Annotated in this window: 11 protein-coding genes; 4 read left to right on the plus strand and 7 right to left on the minus strand. The window is 57.0% G+C overall.

The window, feature by feature from the left end; translation table 11 throughout:
• Positions 1–43: 43 nt before the first annotated feature.
• A complete protein-coding gene (locus GGR27_RS13000) occupies positions 44–2,311 on the plus strand; it encodes an efflux RND transporter permease subunit (protein WP_168037980.1) in 2,268 nt (755 codons plus the stop codon).
• A gap of 129 nt (positions 2,312–2,440) precedes the next feature.
• On the opposite strand, the gene GGR27_RS13005 is transcribed toward GGR27_RS13000, so the two are convergent.
• From GGR27_RS13005 to GGR27_RS13015, 3 genes are all read right to left on the minus strand, one after another.
• A complete protein-coding gene (locus GGR27_RS13005) occupies positions 2,441–3,097 on the minus strand; it encodes a class I SAM-dependent methyltransferase (RefSeq protein WP_168037982.1) in 657 nt (218 codons plus the stop codon).
• Between the two features lie 94 nt (positions 3,098–3,191).
• A complete protein-coding gene (dacB, locus tag GGR27_RS13010) occupies positions 3,192–4,643 on the minus strand; it encodes a D-alanyl-D-alanine carboxypeptidase/D-alanyl-D-alanine endopeptidase (RefSeq protein ID WP_168037984.1) in 1,452 nt (483 codons plus the stop codon).
• A gap of 139 nt (positions 4,644–4,782) precedes the next feature.
• The gene (locus tag GGR27_RS13015; protein ID WP_168037986.1) at positions 4,783–9,174 is read right to left on the minus strand and encodes a T9SS type A sorting domain-containing protein; all 4,392 of its coding nucleotides are present in this window, start codon (positions 9,172–9,174) and stop codon (positions 4,783–4,785) included.
• Between the two features lie 213 nt (positions 9,175–9,387).
• Here GGR27_RS13015 and rpmH point away from each other — a divergent pair, with 213 nt between their 5' ends.
• Entirely contained in the window at positions 9,388–9,543 is a 156-nt protein-coding gene (gene rpmH, locus GGR27_RS13020; protein ID WP_168037988.1) for a 50S ribosomal protein L34, read from the plus strand.
• A gap of 262 nt (positions 9,544–9,805) precedes the next feature.
• Here the strand turns inward: rpmH and GGR27_RS13025 are convergent, their stop codons facing one another.
• Positions 9,806–10,645, minus strand: a complete 840-nt coding sequence (locus GGR27_RS13025) for a DUF1206 domain-containing protein (protein WP_168037990.1) — start codon at positions 10,643–10,645, stop codon at positions 9,806–9,808.
• A gap of 219 nt (positions 10,646–10,864) precedes the next feature.
• Here GGR27_RS13025 and GGR27_RS13030 point away from each other — a divergent pair, with 219 nt between their 5' ends.
• A complete protein-coding gene (locus GGR27_RS13030; protein ID WP_168037992.1) occupies positions 10,865–12,133 on the plus strand; it encodes an adenylosuccinate synthase in 1,269 nt (422 codons plus the stop codon).
• A 715-nt stretch (positions 12,134–12,848) separates the two neighbouring features.
• Complete coding sequence (locus tag GGR27_RS13035) at positions 12,849–13,949, plus strand: TlpA family protein disulfide reductase (RefSeq protein WP_168037994.1); 1,101 nt, start codon at positions 12,849–12,851, stop codon at positions 13,947–13,949.
• 126 nt (positions 13,950–14,075) lie between these two features.
• Here the strand turns inward: GGR27_RS13035 and thiL are convergent, their stop codons facing one another.
• The 3 genes from thiL to GGR27_RS13050 all read right to left on the minus strand — a co-directional run bounded on the left by thiL (position 14,076) and on the right by GGR27_RS13050 (position 16,432).
• Positions 14,076–15,119 carry a thiamine-phosphate kinase gene (gene thiL, locus GGR27_RS13040; protein ID WP_168037996.1) on the minus strand — a complete coding sequence of 348 codons (1,044 nt, stop codon included), beginning with the start codon at positions 15,117–15,119 and terminating at the stop codon, positions 14,076–14,078.
• 154 nt (positions 15,120–15,273) lie between these two features.
• The gene (locus tag GGR27_RS13045) at positions 15,274–15,951 is read right to left on the minus strand and encodes a rhomboid family intramembrane serine protease (protein WP_168037998.1); all 678 of its coding nucleotides are present in this window, start codon (positions 15,949–15,951) and stop codon (positions 15,274–15,276) included.
• Positions 15,952–15,988: 37 nt separating this feature from the next.
• A complete protein-coding gene (locus GGR27_RS13050; protein WP_168038000.1) occupies positions 15,989–16,432 on the minus strand; it encodes a hypothetical protein in 444 nt (147 codons plus the stop codon).
• Positions 16,433–16,562 lie beyond the last annotated feature (130 nt).

Below are 16,562 nucleotides of genomic sequence, written 5' to 3' on the forward strand. Positions count from 1 at the left end.
CTAGACTAAAGACCACAGACCCTAGACTCTTCTCCCCCCGCCCATGCGCAAGTACCGCCTCTCCGTTCTGATCGCTTTCGCCTTCTTCTCCCTGGCCGCTATCTACGGCTGTTTCCAGCTAAAATTCACGTTTGATTTTTCCCAGTTCTTTCCCCGGGGAGACGACGACCTGGCCTTTTTTCTGGAGTTCGTCGAGGAGTTTGAGGGAGACGACAATTTTCTCCTAGTCGCTGTCGACCGGCCGGAAGGCGTTTTCGATTCTACCTTCCTGGAGAACGCTCACAGTTTCGCCCTGGAAGCGCGGGAGTTGGAGATGATCGAAGGCGTCCAGTCACTGACCACCTTCAGCTACCCGGTAAAAACACCCTTTGCGGTGACGACCATTCCGGCCATTCACCGCAGTGACCCCGCCCGCTACGCCGCCGACAGCGCACGCATCATGCAGGATGAGCGCTTCGTTAACAACCTGATCAATAAAGAGGCGACGACGCTGGTCATTTTGCTGAAGACACAGAGCCTCGTTAACCTGAATTCGGATAGCGTCGACGTGGTATCCAGTCTCGACAAGGCTAAACTACTGATGGCTTCCGTGCAGGAAGTCATGGACCGGTATGAGTTCGACGATTATCACTACCTCGGGGCGGCTAACTTCCAGGTAGAAATGGTCGCGACGCAGGTTCGAGAGGTAATTGTCTCGGCGATTGTTTCCGGTATTCTGGTGACGCTGGTGATGTTCTTTCTCTTCCGCAGGCCGCTGGGGATTTTGGTGTCGCTGGTGAGTATTGCGCTCGGTTTGCTGTTGTTCCTGGGCTTACTGGGTCTACTCGGCCGAGAATTGAACGCCATCGCCGCGCTCTACCCGGTGCTAATGATCATCGTCGGAACGTCGGACGTGATTCACATCATGTCGAAATACATCGATGAATTGAGGCGGGGCAGGGACAAGGAAACGGCCATTCGTATTACGATCAAAGAGATCGGCTTAGCGACCTTACTGACGAGTACCACCACCGCCATCGGCTTTGCCACGCTGCTCACTAGCCGGGTCAACCCGATCCGCGATTTTGGCCTCAATGCCGCCCTCGGAGTCATGGTTGCTTTCGTAACGGTTATCTTATTTACTACCGCGCTGCTCTCTTACCTGAGCGTCGATCAGATTGTCAAAATTGGCCGGCAGCAGGCATTTTGGGACCGTTTGCTGGAGCGCACCTACAAATTCAGCCGTCTGAACCCGGCGCGAATAAAGATTGGATTCGCCGTGGTCGCCGTCCTCTGCGTCTGGGGCATCAGCATGATAACGACGAATTACCGAATCGAATCCGCCTTGCCGATCGGCAGCAAACTCACTGATGATTTCCTGTTTTTCGAAAAAGAACTGAGTGGTTTCCGCCCCTTCGAAATGGCCATCAGTACGAAGGACACCGCCAAGATTACCGACTTCGAGGTCATGACCCAGATCGGAAAGATTGAAGATTACGTCAAGCAGTTCCCCCAGGTACAATCTACGGCCAGCATCACGGCCGTCTACCGCAGCATCAACCAGATGTTCAACAATAACCGGCCGGACGCCTACGAGCTCCCAACGGACGAAGCCACCTACCAAAAGTACCAGCGGCTCGCCCGCCAGATCCCCGCCTCGAGCCTGAATATCCTGATGAACGAAGACGCCACTAAGGCCCGTATCACCAGCCGCTTCGGCGACCTCGGCGCGGACAGCGTGAAAGTCTTCATGGACCGCACCGACGCCTGGATTAACGCCAACGTCGACACGAGCCTCGTCGCCGTACGCAGCACGGGAACGGGGGTAATTATCGACAAGAACTCGGAATACATCCGGCGCAACCTCCTCCAGGGGCTGGGGCTGGCCATTGTGATCGTCTGCGTCATCATGGGGATACTCTTTAAAAGTTGGCGGATGCTGTTCATCAGTTTGGTGCCCAACATTCTGCCGCTGTTGCTGGCCGGGGCGATGCTCGGGTTTCTGGGCATTGAGCTGGAGGCGGGCGTGAGCATTGTTTTCGCCATCATCTTCGGCATTGCCGTCGACGATACCATTCACTTCCTGGCTAAGTACAAACTCGCGCGGGGCAAGGGGCTGGACGTGGAAGACGCCATTCACCTCACCTTCAAGGAGGCGGGCAAGGCGATTGTGCTTACGTCCATCGTGCTCTTTTTCGGCTTCATGGTTATGCTCTTCAGTGTCAACCCGCCGAGCGTCACGATCGGCCTGCTCATCAGCCTAACGCTCGCCAGCGCGGTGATTAGTGATTTGCTGCTGATCCCGCTGCTGTTGCGTTGGTTGGATAAGTAGGCTCGCTAGTTTCTACCGCCGTTCCCCCCGGGCGATGCGCCGTCCCCGGCGCGAGTAACTCCGGAGTGGATGATGCTGGTGTTCCTTCGAGCTGAGACGGTGCATCGGCCGAAAAATTATCCGCTAACCCTACCCCCCCATCTTATCCGCCACCACGATGTACTGATACTCCAGACTCTCATCGTCGCTATCGACCAGGTGGTACCCCGCCCGTTTGAGCATATCTTCCAACTCCCCGATGGCGAGCCGGGCATCCTTCGGCGGGCCAATGAGCATGTCCTTCTTCTTCCAGTCGACCACCACGATCCGCCCCTCGGCACGCATGGCCGGTAGTACTTTTTGTAGGTACTGCTCCGGCGAATCAATGTACATCAGCGTGTTGACGAACAAGATGATGTCCACCTCGTTGTCGGCCAGTTTGGGGTCATTGGGCAAGCCCAACCGGGGCTCGAGCCTACCCCGCCGCCCCCTGGGCAATTCAGCATCGCGGATGTCCGCGAGGTTACTCACCAAACTGTCCGTCAGCTCTATTGCAATTACCCGGTCGGCGATCGGAGCGAGGCGGCGGGCGAAGAACCCACTGCCGGCACCGATGTCGGCAACTACTTTTTCTTCTAAGTCACCCATCGCGTCCATGACGATGCCCGGCCGCTGCCAGAAACCCCGGTCCCTGGTTTCCTGCCGCGCATCCTCCACGTACAAACCGGGGTCCTGCACGGGCAGCGGATCGGGTTGGCAGGAAGAAAGAGCCAGGGCAACGGCGAAAAGGCAAAAGAGGGTACGCATCGTTGGGTGATTTACGGTGGCGCAAGATAGACCGTCAATCGTTGGGAGCTATTCCGATTGCGACCAGTACGCAGCGCTGGCGACCCAAGTAATCTCAGGGTAGCGCCTCCCCGCAGATGTCGTCCATCAACTCCAGCATCAAGTTCCGTAAGCGTCGCGACTCCATCACGTGGTTGTTTACCATGATCGCGAAAGCCAGCTCCCGCCCGTCCGGCCCGGTGGCGTAACCGGCGTAGCAGTTGACGGCATTGAGGGAGCCGGACTTTGCCGCCAACCGCCCCGCCGCGGTCCGCTTCTGCAAAAAATTACGCATACTCCCCGTCCGGCCTGCCACGGGGATGCTCTGGCGCCAGCGCTCGTTACTGGCCTGGGTACGGAGAAAGGAGGTCATCAGGGCCGGTGAAAAGAAGTTCCGGGTCGCCAGCCCGCTACCGTCCATCACCTGCATTCCGGCGGTCGATAAACCCAGCGTTTGCAGCCAGTTAATGATGGTTTCCGTCCCGGAGAGGTCGTCCGTCGCCACGCCCCGTGCTTTGCCGACCTCCCGGAGAAGTGCCTCGGCGTAGAGGTTGAGGCTACGCAAGTTTGTCCGGTCGATGATTTCGGTAAGGGGGGGAGACGTGTAGCGGTCAAGTAGTTTAGTGTCGAGAAAACGACCGCCGCCGACGGTGCGGTGGGTTTCCGGCGGCAAAGAAGTGGTGATGCCCCGCTGGGCTAACCGTTCGGTCAGCGCGTCGGCGGCGAAAAGGGCGGGGTCGGGCACGGAGCCGCGGATGGTGAACCGTTTTGAGCCAATCGGTATGCTTCCCCGCACGATGGCTTCCCGGCCGAAGGGGGCAGCGTAGATGTAAGCCTGGTCTCCACTTCCTTTCGGGCCACTCGTCAGTTCGCTCGTGATGGTCAGGCCCGGCACCCGCGGCCGCGTCCCCTGCACCACGGGGCGTGTACCGACCACTTTGCGCTGCAGGAGGTCGAGTTTGTAACTATTCTCGTTAAGGTTTAGCCCGTACGCGCCCGCGCCGTAGTAGTTTCCGAGGTCTGACCAGGGCCACTCGGCGGCCACGCCGTTCGTCCCGTAATAACTCCCGTCGCCGACGACGCGCCCTTCGATCCGACGCACGCCCGCCCGGGCGAGGGCCTCCGCCCAGCGCTCGAGTACGGCATCCGTGCGGGGAACACCTTTCATGTACGGACTTCCGAGCGTCGGGTCACCGCCACCAATGATGTAGACGTTACCGCGCAGTGTTCCGTTATCGATCTCGCCGGAAATAACTAAATCGGTAGTGAAGACGTGGTCCGCGCCGAGCACGTCGTAGGCGGCTGCGGTAGTAATTAGTTTCAGTGTGGAAGCCGGAATGAGTGCGGTATAGGGTTGAAAAGCAGCAACGCGGTCGCCCGTCCGGACGTCCCGCACGTCAATCCCCACCTGCGCGCCCCGGAGTTCCGGGTGGGTGGCGAAGGCGTACACCCGGTCGGCCAGGTTAAACTGGGCCGCAACGGGTGCGGCAAGGCAGAGGTAGCAAAGTAAGATTAAAGCCTGTTTCATTAAGTCATTACTGGGGAGAAAGCTAACGCCGGTGCCAAACTAACATTGCTTCGTGGCATCACCACCCCGGCACCCGCGTCTGCGCAAAATAAGGGCGCGGCCGCGGGTGCCATGAAAGTGGACCGGGAGCAGCGAAGACCTACCGGCCCACGATAATCCGTTCCGTAAACTGCCGCCCACCGGACCGGACCCGGAGGAAATACAGACCCTCCGGCAAACCACTTACGTCCCAGCGACTGAGGCCCGCCCGCTCGATTTGGTAGTCCCGCAGCACCCGCCCGGTAGCGTCGTGCAACGTACCCATCACCCGCTCGGACCAATTACCGCGCAACTCCACGTTCACCGCCCCGCGTACCGGGTTCGGATAAATGGCCACCGACCGGTCGTCCCCAAAATCTCCCACGGCGGTGCTCTGCAGCGTAAATGTTCGCACGTCACTCACGGCCGACCCACAGGCTTCGTTATTGCTGATGACCCGCCAGTAAACTGGCTGTCCCGCCGGAATGGACTCGAGCATAATCTCCGTAGTGTCCGTTTGTTTTTGTCCGGCGATGGTCGCAAAATCAGCGTCCAGACTATACTCCAGCGTGAAGGAATCCGTCCCGACGGGCCGTAACCACGTGAACGTTATGTCGCTACCTGCTAGCAGCTCGGCATCCGCCGTGGGGCTTAAAAGTGTTGCCGGACCCGCCGCCTGGCCCAGCGTTAGGGGGATCAGGAGGGTATGTAGGCTTGAGTCGCTGGCCGTAACCACCACGGTTAACTCCGTGCGTCCCACGGGCAGCTCGTTCCAGCCGGTAAAACCGATCGTAGCCGTACGATTTTCGAGATCCAGAATAGTGGAGAATTCCGTGAGCACTACGTCACCGGCGGAGATCGCCACGCTGGTATTCTCGTCGTAGCCGCTACCGAGCGTGAGGTCGAAGTTGGCCGTATCCCCGAGACAAGCCTCCCACGTTGACGTAGCGGCCCGGACGGAAAAGTCGCTATTAATGGTAAATACCCGCGTTGCGCTCACGGCCGGCCCACACACTCCGTTATTACTGACGACTCGCCAGTACACGGGTTGGCCAACGGGAATGGTGCTGACGATAATCTCAGTCGCGTCCGTTTCTTGCTGACCGGCGACCACCGTGAATTCAGCGTCCAGGCTGTATTCCAGCGTAAACGATTCCGCCCCGGCGGGCCGCAACCATTCGAACGTAATCCCACCACCCGTAGTTAGCTCAGCGTCCGCGGCGGGGCTAAGGAGCGTTGCCGGGCCCGCCACCTCGACCAGGGTCAGGGGAACGGAGACGGAGCGTAAACTATCGTCGGCGGCCGTTACCGCTACGATTACGTTCGTTTCTCCGGCGGGCAGTCCGTTCCAACCGGTAAATTTGAGGGTGGCCGTGCGGTTGGCGATGTCCAGGGCCGTAGCAAACTCCGTAATGGGTACCCCGCCGGCGGAAACGGTAACGGAGGTGTTCTCGTCGTAGCTGGCACCGAGGGTGAGTGCAAAACTGGTTTCGCCTTCCAGACAGGCCCGCCAGTTGGTATTGTTTGCCCTGACGGAATAGTCATTGACGACGGTAAACGTCCCTACCTCACTCTTTACCGATCCGCAAATTTCATTATTACCGATGACCCGCCAGTAGATTGGCTGCCCAACGGGAAGATCGGCAACGGAAAGTTCCGTAAAGGTCGTTTCCTCCCGGCCGATCACGGCCACAAAGTCGGCAGCTAAGCTGTACTCCAGCGTGAAATCTTCCGCCCCGATGGGCCGTAACCAACTGAAGGTAACTTCTTCGTCCTTTAGCACCCGTTCGTTTGCTGAGGGGCTGAGGAGCACGGCGGGGGCCGCGGCTTGCGACAGAGTCAGGGGAATATTAAAGAAACGCAAATTTCCGTTGCTGGCCGTCACTTCCACCGTCAAATCGGTATTCCCGGCGGGCAGATCATTCCAACCGGTAAAATTAAGCGTGGCCGTCCGTTCGGCAAGCCTTATTTCCGTAGAGAACTCCGTAAGGCTTACGTCGCCGGCGGAAATACTAACGGTGGTAGTCGCGTCGTAGCTGGTGCCAAGGGCGAGGTCGAAAGTAGCCGCACCGTCAAGACAGGCCTCCCAGGTAGCTTCCGCGGGCCGGACGGAAAAGTCGCTGGCGGCATTCGCCCGGGCGCAAACGTCGAGCCGGAACTCCAAAATTTCTCCCGCATCCCCTTCGCCACGGTCGTCAATGGTCAAGGTCCACCTCCCCCGGGCGTTCGTGCCCCCTAATGCGGAAAAGGCCGCTAAAGGTTGGTAAATACCGGAGATGGATGGATTATTGTTCGTACAGGTGCTCGCAAAGTCAGCCGCGGTGTTGGGTGCGTCATCCACAAAGGTGACCGTCAAGTTATCGAAGCTGCAGCCCCCGTTACCCGGCCCGGTAAAGAGCTCGACCACGGTGCCACCGGGGCTCGTCAGGCTACCGAATAGATCACCAATGTAAGTATGGTCGACGCGAATAAATATCTCGAGATTGTCGATGGTTACGTCTTCCGTAATATTGACCGTAGCGCTTACGGTGTTGTCGTCAATCGGTACCGGGTTGCCAGCGTACGCAGCCCGTGCGCACAACTGATTGGCCACCGTGAAGCTGGCTTCCGTCCACTCCCCACTGCCACACACGTTGTTGGCGCGGACGCGCCAGTAGTAGGTTCTGTCGCCCGGGAGCGCGGTTGTGTTTTCGTAGATCGTCGTTCCCTTCACCCGCTCGTCGATGAGCGAGGCGTTAAAAGCTGGCGAAACGGACACTTGGAGGTCGTAATTTTCGGTCTCCGCCACGGGGGACCAGGAGAAGGTGGTGAGGGGGGACACTTCCGGGGCTTCGTTCGCGGGGCCCACTAAAGTAGGGGTGGCGGGGACGCTACGGAATAGGTTCAAAGTCAGGTCAATATCGTCACTGCGTCCGCCGCCCGCCACGCGGAGCGTCACGACGTAGGTGCCCGTTGCCCGGGATGGATTGCCGGGGACGGTAAGTTGTATTTCTTCGCCACCCCCCACGGTAGTAGTGGACAGGGCGGGGTCAATTCCAGAGGAGCTCGCCACTATGGTGACTTGCGAAGCAGCGGGGTAGCCCCCGGGGACGAGAACGGAAAAAGTAGTTAATTCACCGACGCAGTTATCCAGGCAGTTGGATGCCGTGGTGAGGGTAAAGGGGAGGTCCGAGTCCTCGAAACCATCCAGCACTAAGGGGTCTTTACCGCAGGGGTCGAGCCAGTCCTTGAGCCGCGATGCCGGCGTTCCGTCGCCCTCCCAACTGGCCGTGAAGTAACCGAACTGGTCGAACCCGGTGGGGGTGTCGCAATTAGCGGCACCCCGCCAGAGTTGGCCACGGACGCGGCTGTTCTCATCAAAGAGCGGTGCGCCGGAGGAGCCCCTTTCGGTGGTGCCGATGTCCCACTGATTGACGCGGAGGTAACTTCCGTTGCGGTCCGGAATGTCCGGATTGTCCTTCACGCGGCGGACGGTGCCGTAGGTTACGGCAATACGTTTATCGTCAACGCTGGGGTGGTGTACGCTGACGGTGGTGCCGGAAGGTGCTTCTTGCTCGCGGGACCAACCGGCGTAAAAGGCATCGGCGGCGGGGTTCACCGGTTCATCGAGTAGCAACAGGGCAAAGTCGGTGCTCGCCGCCCGGGCGAGCAGGGTAGCCCCCCTATTAAATACGTTGCGGGAGCCGCGGTTGTCTCCACCGCTTGCGGGAGAGCCCGGTTGGCGGCAGACGGGGCTCTGAAAATTCCAGTAAGCCACGACGGTCTCCGCATTTTGTTTGGTAACCTCGCAGTGGTTAGCCGTCATGAAAAAGGGGGTGCCGTCTTCGTTGGTGTTGTTGACGAGAAAGCCGGTGCACTGGTTTCTGCCGTTGAGCGTGTAGGCGGCAACGGAACGAATCACGTTGCGGAACTGGTCGACGACCGGCCAGCCGTCCGCCGCGCCGCAGGCCACGTCGAGGTTACAGCTACCGGAAAGGGCCTTGGTGACGTCGATAAAATCATGGTTGACGGACGTCAGGTAAAGCCGGACCAAGTCTTTTTGCCGGGTGGGGACGCGCAGTTCCACGATGAGGTCGTCGCCGGTGACGACGGGCGTCCAGAGTTGGTTGTGTTCGGCGTTATCGGCGGGGGTAAAGGGGCCAAATTTTTCGGTCGTGGTGGTGAGGTAGAGCTCCGCGCCGGCGGGGAGCTTGTACTCTGAAAAGCCCAGATTGAGGGTCTTTGCGCCGGGGCTCGTCACGCGGAGGTACCAAATCGAGGTATCTCTTCGCTCGACCCAGGTGCCGGAGTTCGAGGGCCGGAGCGTTTGTGGAATCGTGACGGCAAAAGTGTTCACCCGGCCGGGCTTGCGCGCGGCGATTTCTTGGCGTCGCAGCCGGTCATTATCCTGCTGGGGCAGGACGGGGGCCTCCAATTTCTGCAGAAACCCCGGGGGAAAACTGTGTTGGGCGCGGACGCTGGTGCACAGCGAGAGGGAGAGGAGCAAAATGAGTGCGTGAGAGAATCGGGTCATGGCGAAGTAGTAATAGTCTGAACGCTGGGTTTGAGTAGGTGTACCGTTGGGGCGGGCTAATAATACCGCTAAGTTAGGGCGCGGCCGGGCGGGTAAATATATTAGCTACTAGTTTGTAGGGCGGGCGGCAAAGCATTATCTTTGCGGGCCGTAAGAAACCATCGGTGGCTCAGCCTGGTCTGAGCAGCTTCCGATCTTAAATACTACAACAAGATGAAAAGAACGTACCAGCCCTCCAAGCGTAAGCGTGTCAACAAGCACGGATTTCGTAGCCGCATGAGCTCCAAGAATGGCCGTAAACTCCTCGCTCGCCGCCGCGCGAAAGGTCGCCACAAGCTCTCCGTTAGCGACTCTACGTACACGAAGTAAACTTCTGACGGCGCTTGGCGCCCGATGATTTACGTAACAAAATCAGCCCTTCTCCGCACTGCCGGGGGAGGGCTTTGTTGGGTTTGAAAAGCTGGTTGTGGGTTTTGCGGATAGGACTTGCACCACGTGGCAAGAAAAAACGGGGAACACAAAATGCACAAAAGAGGCACAAAAGCACAAAAAGCGTGTGATAGCGGCTAGCCGTCTTTTTGTGTTTCTCTTTTTGATTTTGTGTTTTATGTGTTCAGAACACTTTGTTTGTCTAAGCTTCCTCCGGCCGTCGCTCGTAGTAGGACCTGATAAACATGAACACCCCGTAGGCCACCAGGCCAACGCCGGTGATCAGCATCATGACGAGTCCCCAGCCCCAACCCTCCAGGTAGGAAAGAGATTCCCCGACGCCCTTAAACTTATCCCCCCGGTACAACTTGGCTGCTTCGTAGAGCGAGTAGGCCATGATGAAGTAAACGGCCGCCACGCCGCCGAGGCCCACCAAACCTACCCTGCGAAACCACTTTTCTTGCACCTGCGTCAGCGCCCACTTGTCCACGTCGCGCATGTGTTGCTCGCTAAAACCGGTGTAGAGTGCCGAGATGCCCGCGAAGACTACGAAGGCCGCGATGACGTAGGTGATCTCCTGACCGTACGGAAAGCCGAGCAGAATTTGAATGGCGTCCTCCCGGGCGTCCCCGCCCCCGTAGCCCCGAAAGAGCCGACGGAAGGCGTAAAAGGCCAGCGCGGCGTACGCCCCACCCACGATGATGCAGTTCAGTCGGTAAAACAGGGCTCCGTACGACGTGCCCCGCCCGTGCGGATCGATAAGCGCTTCGTACAGCCGCCAGAGGGCGTAGGCCAAAATACCGAGCCCCAGCACCAAATAGATCAACTGCCCGAATGGATTTTGCCCCAACCAGGTAATGGTTTCTTTCGGCCCGCCCGTGCTGGTGGAAATACCAAAAACGGTGCCCAAACAAAATAGCCCCATCAGCAAATAAACCAGGCCCTTGGCGGCACTACCGACGCGTAGAAGAATGTTGGCGGTGATCGAATGTCCTGACATAAATGATAGCCCCGTTTCGGAAGACTGCTGAAACAAGACCATTCGGCGCTAAAGGTTGTTCGATTGGGGAAGTCTGTGGTCTGTGGTCTAGGGTCTAAGTCTGAGGTTCTCCGATTTTCAGACTACAGACCCCAGACTACAGACCCCAGACTAAAGACCAAAGACTATAGACTAAAGACCACCCCCTTGCCGTACCTTCGCGTACGTTTCAGGAAGGGGCACCGGAATTTCCCAAACGCCGCTTTCGCAAAGCCAAGCATCATGGCCGTAGACGTACTACTCGGTCTCCAGTGGGGAGACGAAGGCAAAGGCAAGATCGTTGACGTTCTCGCCCCTCAATACGACATCATCGCCCGGTTTCAGGGTGGGCCCAACGCCGGTCACACGCTGATTTTCGACGGGAAGAAGTTCGTTTTGCACACCATCCCCTCCGGTATTTTCCGCCCCGGCTTGCTGAACCTGATCGGCAACGGCGTCGTGATCGACCCCATCACGCTCGGTAAGGAAATGGATAAGTTGGACGAGGCCGGGATCGACTACGCCGACCGCCTGTTCGTCGCCCGCAAAGCTCACCTCATCCTCCCCAGCCACCGCTTGCTGGACGCCGCGCGCGAGAACGCCAAGGGCGACCGCAAGATCGGCTCCACCCTCAAGGGCATCGGCCCGACGTACATGGACAAGACCGGCCGCAACGGCCTCCGCGTCGGTAACCTGGAAGCGCCGGATTTCCGGGAGCGGTACGAAGAGCTCAAGGAGAAGCACAAGCAGCTCGTTGGTCTTTACCCATTCGTGGAATTCGAACTGGCTAAAGAAGAAGCTGCCTGGTTCAAGGCCGTCGAGCGGTTGAAGAAACTCACGTTCGTCGACGGGGAGTACTGGATCAACGACGCAATGAAGGCCGGGAAAAAGATCCTGGCCGAAGGCGCGCAGGGCTCCATGCTGGATATTGATTTCGGTACCTACCCTTTTGTCACGAGCTCCAATACGATCACCGCCGGTGTTTGCACCGGGCTTGGCATCGCGCCGCAGCAGATCGGCGAGGTGATCGGTATCACGAAAGCTTACTGCACCCGCGTGGGCAGTGGCCCCTTCCCCACGGAACTGCTGGGTGAGACCGGTGAATTCCTCCGCGCCGAGGGGGGCGAGTTCGGCGCTACGACCGGTCGGCCGCGCCGCTGTGGTTGGATCGACCTGGTGCAACTCCGCTACACAATTATGCTCAACGGCGTGACGCAACTGGTGGTGACTAAGGTGGACGTGCTCAATAAATTCGAGACGCTCAAAGCGGCCGACGCGTACGACGTGGCCGGGACAGTCTCACGGACCTTGCCGTTCGATCTGGTGCACGAGAACTATAAGCCCGTTTATACGGACGTAAAGGGGTGGAACGCTAACCTGACTTCGGTGAAGGAGGAAGCTAATTTGCCGCAGGCTTGCCTGGATTACGTGACGTTTCTGGAAGAGAAATTGGGGACGCGGGTTAGTATGATTTCTACGGGGCCGGACCGGGAGGAGTTGGTGGTGCGGTAAATAGCTAAAAGCAGATGCCAAGAAGGGGTGTATATCACGATGACTTAGTCGCAGCTTTACTAAAGGATGTCGATAATCGTGGCAGGAATGATTGGCATTTTCAGTGGACAGGTCGAATGTCCGGCCGCGCTTTCAGACCCAAAGTAGTGGTGTACGGTTCCTTGTCCCATTTTTAGTTGGTCTTTTGTGTGTTGCCGCTTTACGCAAATGAGCTGATTGAAACAGTGGTCCCAGTGGCCGGTCAAACGCTCTCAGTTCATGAAAACTACCTCATCCGCCAAAAGTAGCATCTTATTGGAAAACTCGTCCGTTCCCCGCCCACCCACCTGATTAGTAGATTAGTGCATCCTGGTGCTGATGGTAGTCCATATGGCCACGCTCGTCACACGAAAAAACAATGATGCACATTCCCAAGGCCATAATACTAATTCTATACATTTGCCTTCAATCTTGCGGCAGCGAAGAAACCTTGGTGGGAAACGAAAGGTGGCAGAAAAGTAATTTCGTCCATCCAAACCAATCGCGAATTATCATCACGAATAACACCGACTCACTAATTCAGTATTCTCTGAACTTAAGGACCAACTACCGGTACGATCTTGCGGATAAGAAAATAAGCCTAGGTAGTCTGGCGTCGGACACCATTGATGTCAGGGTTCACAAACCACTATATTTCTACTTAAATGCACAGGGAAAATGGGGCACATACATCCTGATGCCTACTTACGACAGGCACATCTCAGTTGGTGAAGACACGGTGAAAAATATTGACGAAAATAAACGCCGCTATGATTACCTAGATCATAGATTTACTGAGCTAGTGAGGGGTAACCGGTGGCCAAGTAACCTGGTTTCAATCGATATCATGGTCAACGATTTTAGGAGGGAATACCGAGTCACGGATACCTTGAATTCTAAAAATGATGGAGCGAAGGATTGGCTGCGGGCATTTGGTGCAGAAGAAGCCGAATTATTTGCTTACTCAAGATCCCTACATTTGGCAAACTACTTACGCTACATCGGTCAGGATACGTTACTACTGTCAGAAACAACTGAAAATAAAATAATTGACTTACTCGGTACGAATGCTCTGTACTATCGCCCGTCCTACATCGATTTGTTTAGAGAGTATTCTTGGTACCACCGCATCGACAATAACTTATCTGGTGCGGATTACGTGCTTAGGGATTTTTTAACCCTTTACTTTTTGCCAGCGCACCGCAACGATGCCGTAGCCTACTACATAGACATGGTAAATAACTCATCGTGGACGGAGTTCGAAGATCGGGACCAGTACGATTCAATACGTAATTCTCTGCCCCCTTCCCACCAGGGATTGCTTTCGGTCAATCCTTTCGATGCCACAAAGGTCGCAGCGTCTAAAAAAGACGACCTCCTTCAATTTTTCGGTAGAGAGTTTGTCGCGGATGAAAACAACCGCAAAAGGAAAATCTTAAACGATGACATCGACAAGATCACCCTATACAAATTTTGGTTTGTGGGTTGCAGGCCCTGCGTAGTCCAACAAGAATTTGAGCAAGGACTTTTAGAGGAGTTCGCTGATCTTGAAATTGTGTACGTATGCCATTCTTCGTCCAAAAGTAGTTGGTTGAACTACCAGCAAGAATTATCTGTCGACGTAAAGTACGGGGTGTACGTACCTTCCGTTACTAGCGAAGATCTTGAGACGGCCACGGGGCGGTTAGGCGCTCCTTTGTACGTTTTGATGGACGGAGCTGAGGAAATTGTGTGCGATGATTGTCCCAATCCTTCGGGTAACACTCTTCGGGAATTGATTGCGACTCATCACAATTGATTCGGACTGCTTGCCTTCACGGTAAACTGAATTATTTTGTGATCGCGCGTTCTACAGAATGTACTTAACGCGGCGGGTACTACTTGGAATAATAGTACCCACCCGCACCGACAGACTTAACCTGAATCACTCCCCAAAATGCTCCCACCCCTGCGCCCGCACCGGATGAATATTCCCCCCCACCGTATGCAGCTTAACCCCATCCTCCTTCGCCACGATCTCCCCCGAAATATAAATATTCGGTAGGAAACGCACCTTCTCCAGGTCCTTCGGGTCGATGGTGAACAGCAGTTCGTAATCTTCGCCGCCGGAAAGGGCCACGGTAACCGGGTCCATGTTAAACTCCAACGCCTGCAGCTGGGCTTCCTGCTTGATGGGAATATTCCCTTCCTCAAGAATAGCCCCCACGCCGCTTGCCTTGCAAATGTGAAAAATCTCGCTGGCCAGCCCGTCGCTGACGTCGATCATGGCGGTAGGGATGATGTTGTTCTTAGCAAATAAATCGACCATATCCGTACGAGCTTCCGGGCGGAGAATAGCGGCGTACAGTTCTTTATTTTCCTCCTTCATTTCCGGCTGCATGTCGGGGTTAGCGAGGTACACTTCTTTTTCGCGCTCCAGGAGTTGGAGGCCGAGGTACGCGCTACCGAGGTGGCCGGTGACGCAGATGATGTCGCCGACTTTGGCGGTGCTGCGCCGCGTAATTCGCTCAGCGGGTGCGCGGCCGATGGCGGTGACGGAGATGATGAGGCCCTTCAGCGAGCTCGTCGTATCGCCGCCGATGAGGTCCACGCCGTACTTGTCGCAGGCCGCGCGGACGCCCTCGTAAAATTCATCGAGTGCCTCGACGCTGAAGCGGTTCGAGATGGCGATGCTGACGGTAATCTGTTGCGGCCGGGCGTTCATTGCGCAGATGTCGCTGACGTTGACGGAGACGGATTTGTAGCCGAGGTGCTTTAAAGGCGTGTAGGCAAAATCGAAATGGATGCCCTCCACGAGCATGTCTGTACTGACCACCAGTTGCTCCGGGCCGCCGGTGTCGATGATCGCGGCGTCGTCGCCCACGCCGAGGATGGTCGTCTTTTGGCGGGTTTTGAAGTTCTTGGTGAGGTGTTCGATGAGGCCAAATTCGCCGAGGGTATTGACGTCGGTTCTTGCTTGGTCTGCCATAGTGTTTTGTATTGTGGTCGTGGCGCGGTCGCGGGTGCAAAGTAGGCAACCGGTAGGAGCCGTGAATAGTTGGTGCTAACCTAGGTTGAGGGCATCCTGCCCGAACGAAACAGCGGCAGCGCTCACGGCCATTCGGGCAGGATGCCCTCAACCTTTAGCGACGGGCTGCTCTGGTCTTGGCCCGCAAGCCCGGCACCCCGTACCAAGTCCGGAACAAAAACCCCGCCACCACCCCGAACACAAATCCCCCAATGTGCGCCCACCAAGCGATCCCACCCGAAGTGTCCCCCATACTAGCGTAGCCAGCCGAAGACTGCTGGTAAAACCAGAAACCCAGGAACAAGAACGCAGGCACACTAATCCGAAAAAAGAATAGGAAACCTTTAATGTTGGACCGCGGAAACATCACGATATAAGCCCCCATCACCGCCGAAAGCGCCCCACTCGCCCCGACGGCCGGAATCGGGCTACCCGCGTTGAAGTAAATGTGGCAAAGGCCAGCGGCGAGCCCTCCCAGTAGGTAAAAGATCACGAACGGCGCACTGCCAATCGAAGCTTCGATGTTGTCGGAGAAAATGTACATGTACACCATGTTGCCGATCAGGTGCATCCAGCCGCCGTGGAGGAACATGCTGGTGAGCAGGGTGTAATAATCCTGGCCCGCCTCGATCTCCGCCGGGATGCAACCGAAATCGAGGACGAACGCTTGCCCGACCTCCGGACCGAGCGAGAATTGATAGGCGAACACCGCAACGTTGATGGCAATGAATAGCCAGGAGAAAATGGGCCTGTGGCCCTGGTGGACCTGGTCGTCACCGATGGGAAAGAACATGGGGGAAGGTTGAAGTAAGGGTAGGGTGGAAGCGGGGTTAGTCCCGCGGCGCGTTGGTTTGCACTTGCAGCCGGTAATCTTCGGGCGTGCTGGCGCTGCCTTCTCTGGGGTAGGGTGTGAGCCCCAGGATGTTAATGACGATGTCGCCCGTAACGATGCGCTGGGCTGTACGAAAGTCGGCGGCGATTGCTACCTCCTGCTGGTTACCGCTGGCGAGCTCGACCGCCACTACGGCCTCTCCGGCCCGGATACAGTCGACGCCTTCCGGGCAGCGGCTGTCGTTGACGACCTCGACGAAAGTCAAACGACCTACCTGGCCCTCGACCATGACGGTTTCGCCGGGGCGCAGCGATACTTTCTCGTTAAAGGCAACGGACGTGACGTTGGGCAGCGCGGCCTGACCGGTGGGCGCGGCGGCTTTCGGGGTGCAGGCGGTCACGCCCAGGGCAGCGAGTAAAAGCAGGAACATTAGCGAACGCATAGTAGGAAAGTTTAGCGTACTGAGTTCAAGCCCGAATAAAGTCTTTCTTGTTCGAAATTCGTGGGCGCGTGTTACTTAGCCGACTAACTTTGCTCTCTTTTTTCAAACCCGGCACTTCCGATCCCGATAG

This window comes from Neolewinella antarctica (genome assembly GCF_011927835.1).
In the GTDB taxonomy this organism is placed as follows: Bacteria; Bacteroidota; Bacteroidia; order Chitinophagales; family Saprospiraceae; genus Neolewinella; species Neolewinella antarctica.

Excerpts from the sequence above, each read along its gene's own strand:
- GGR27_RS13015 (WP_168037986.1), bottom strand. The coding sequence starts at position 9,174 with ATGACCCGATTCTCTCACGCACTCATTTTGCTCCTCTCCCTCTCGCTG.
- GGR27_RS13005 (WP_168037982.1), bottom strand. The coding sequence starts at position 3,097 with ATGCGTACCCTCTTTTGCCTTTTCGCCGTTGCCCTGGCTCTTTCTTCC.
- GGR27_RS13045 (WP_168037998.1), bottom strand. The coding sequence starts at position 15,951 with ATGTTCTTTCCCATCGGTGACGACCAGGTCCACCAGGGCCACAGGCCC.
- rpmH (WP_168037988.1), top strand. The coding sequence starts at position 9,388 with ATGAAAAGAACGTACCAGCCCTCCAAGCGTAAGCGTGTCAACAAGCAC.
- GGR27_RS13025 (WP_168037990.1), bottom strand. The coding sequence starts at position 10,645 with ATGGTCTTGTTTCAGCAGTCTTCCGAAACGGGGCTATCATTTATGTCA.
- GGR27_RS13030 (WP_168037992.1), top strand. The coding sequence starts at position 10,865 with ATGGCCGTAGACGTACTACTCGGTCTCCAGTGGGGAGACGAAGGCAAA.
- thiL (WP_168037996.1), bottom strand. The coding sequence starts at position 15,119 with ATGGCAGACCAAGCAAGAACCGACGTCAATACCCTCGGCGAATTTGGC.
- dacB (WP_168037984.1), bottom strand. The coding sequence starts at position 4,643 with ATGAAACAGGCTTTAATCTTACTTTGCTACCTCTGCCTTGCCGCACCC.
- GGR27_RS13050 (WP_168038000.1), bottom strand. The coding sequence starts at position 16,432 with ATGCGTTCGCTAATGTTCCTGCTTTTACTCGCTGCCCTGGGCGTGACC.
- GGR27_RS13000 (WP_168037980.1), top strand. The coding sequence starts at position 44 with ATGCGCAAGTACCGCCTCTCCGTTCTGATCGCTTTCGCCTTCTTCTCC.
- GGR27_RS13035 (WP_168037994.1), top strand. The coding sequence starts at position 12,849 with ATGCCTACTTACGACAGGCACATCTCAGTTGGTGAAGACACGGTGAAA.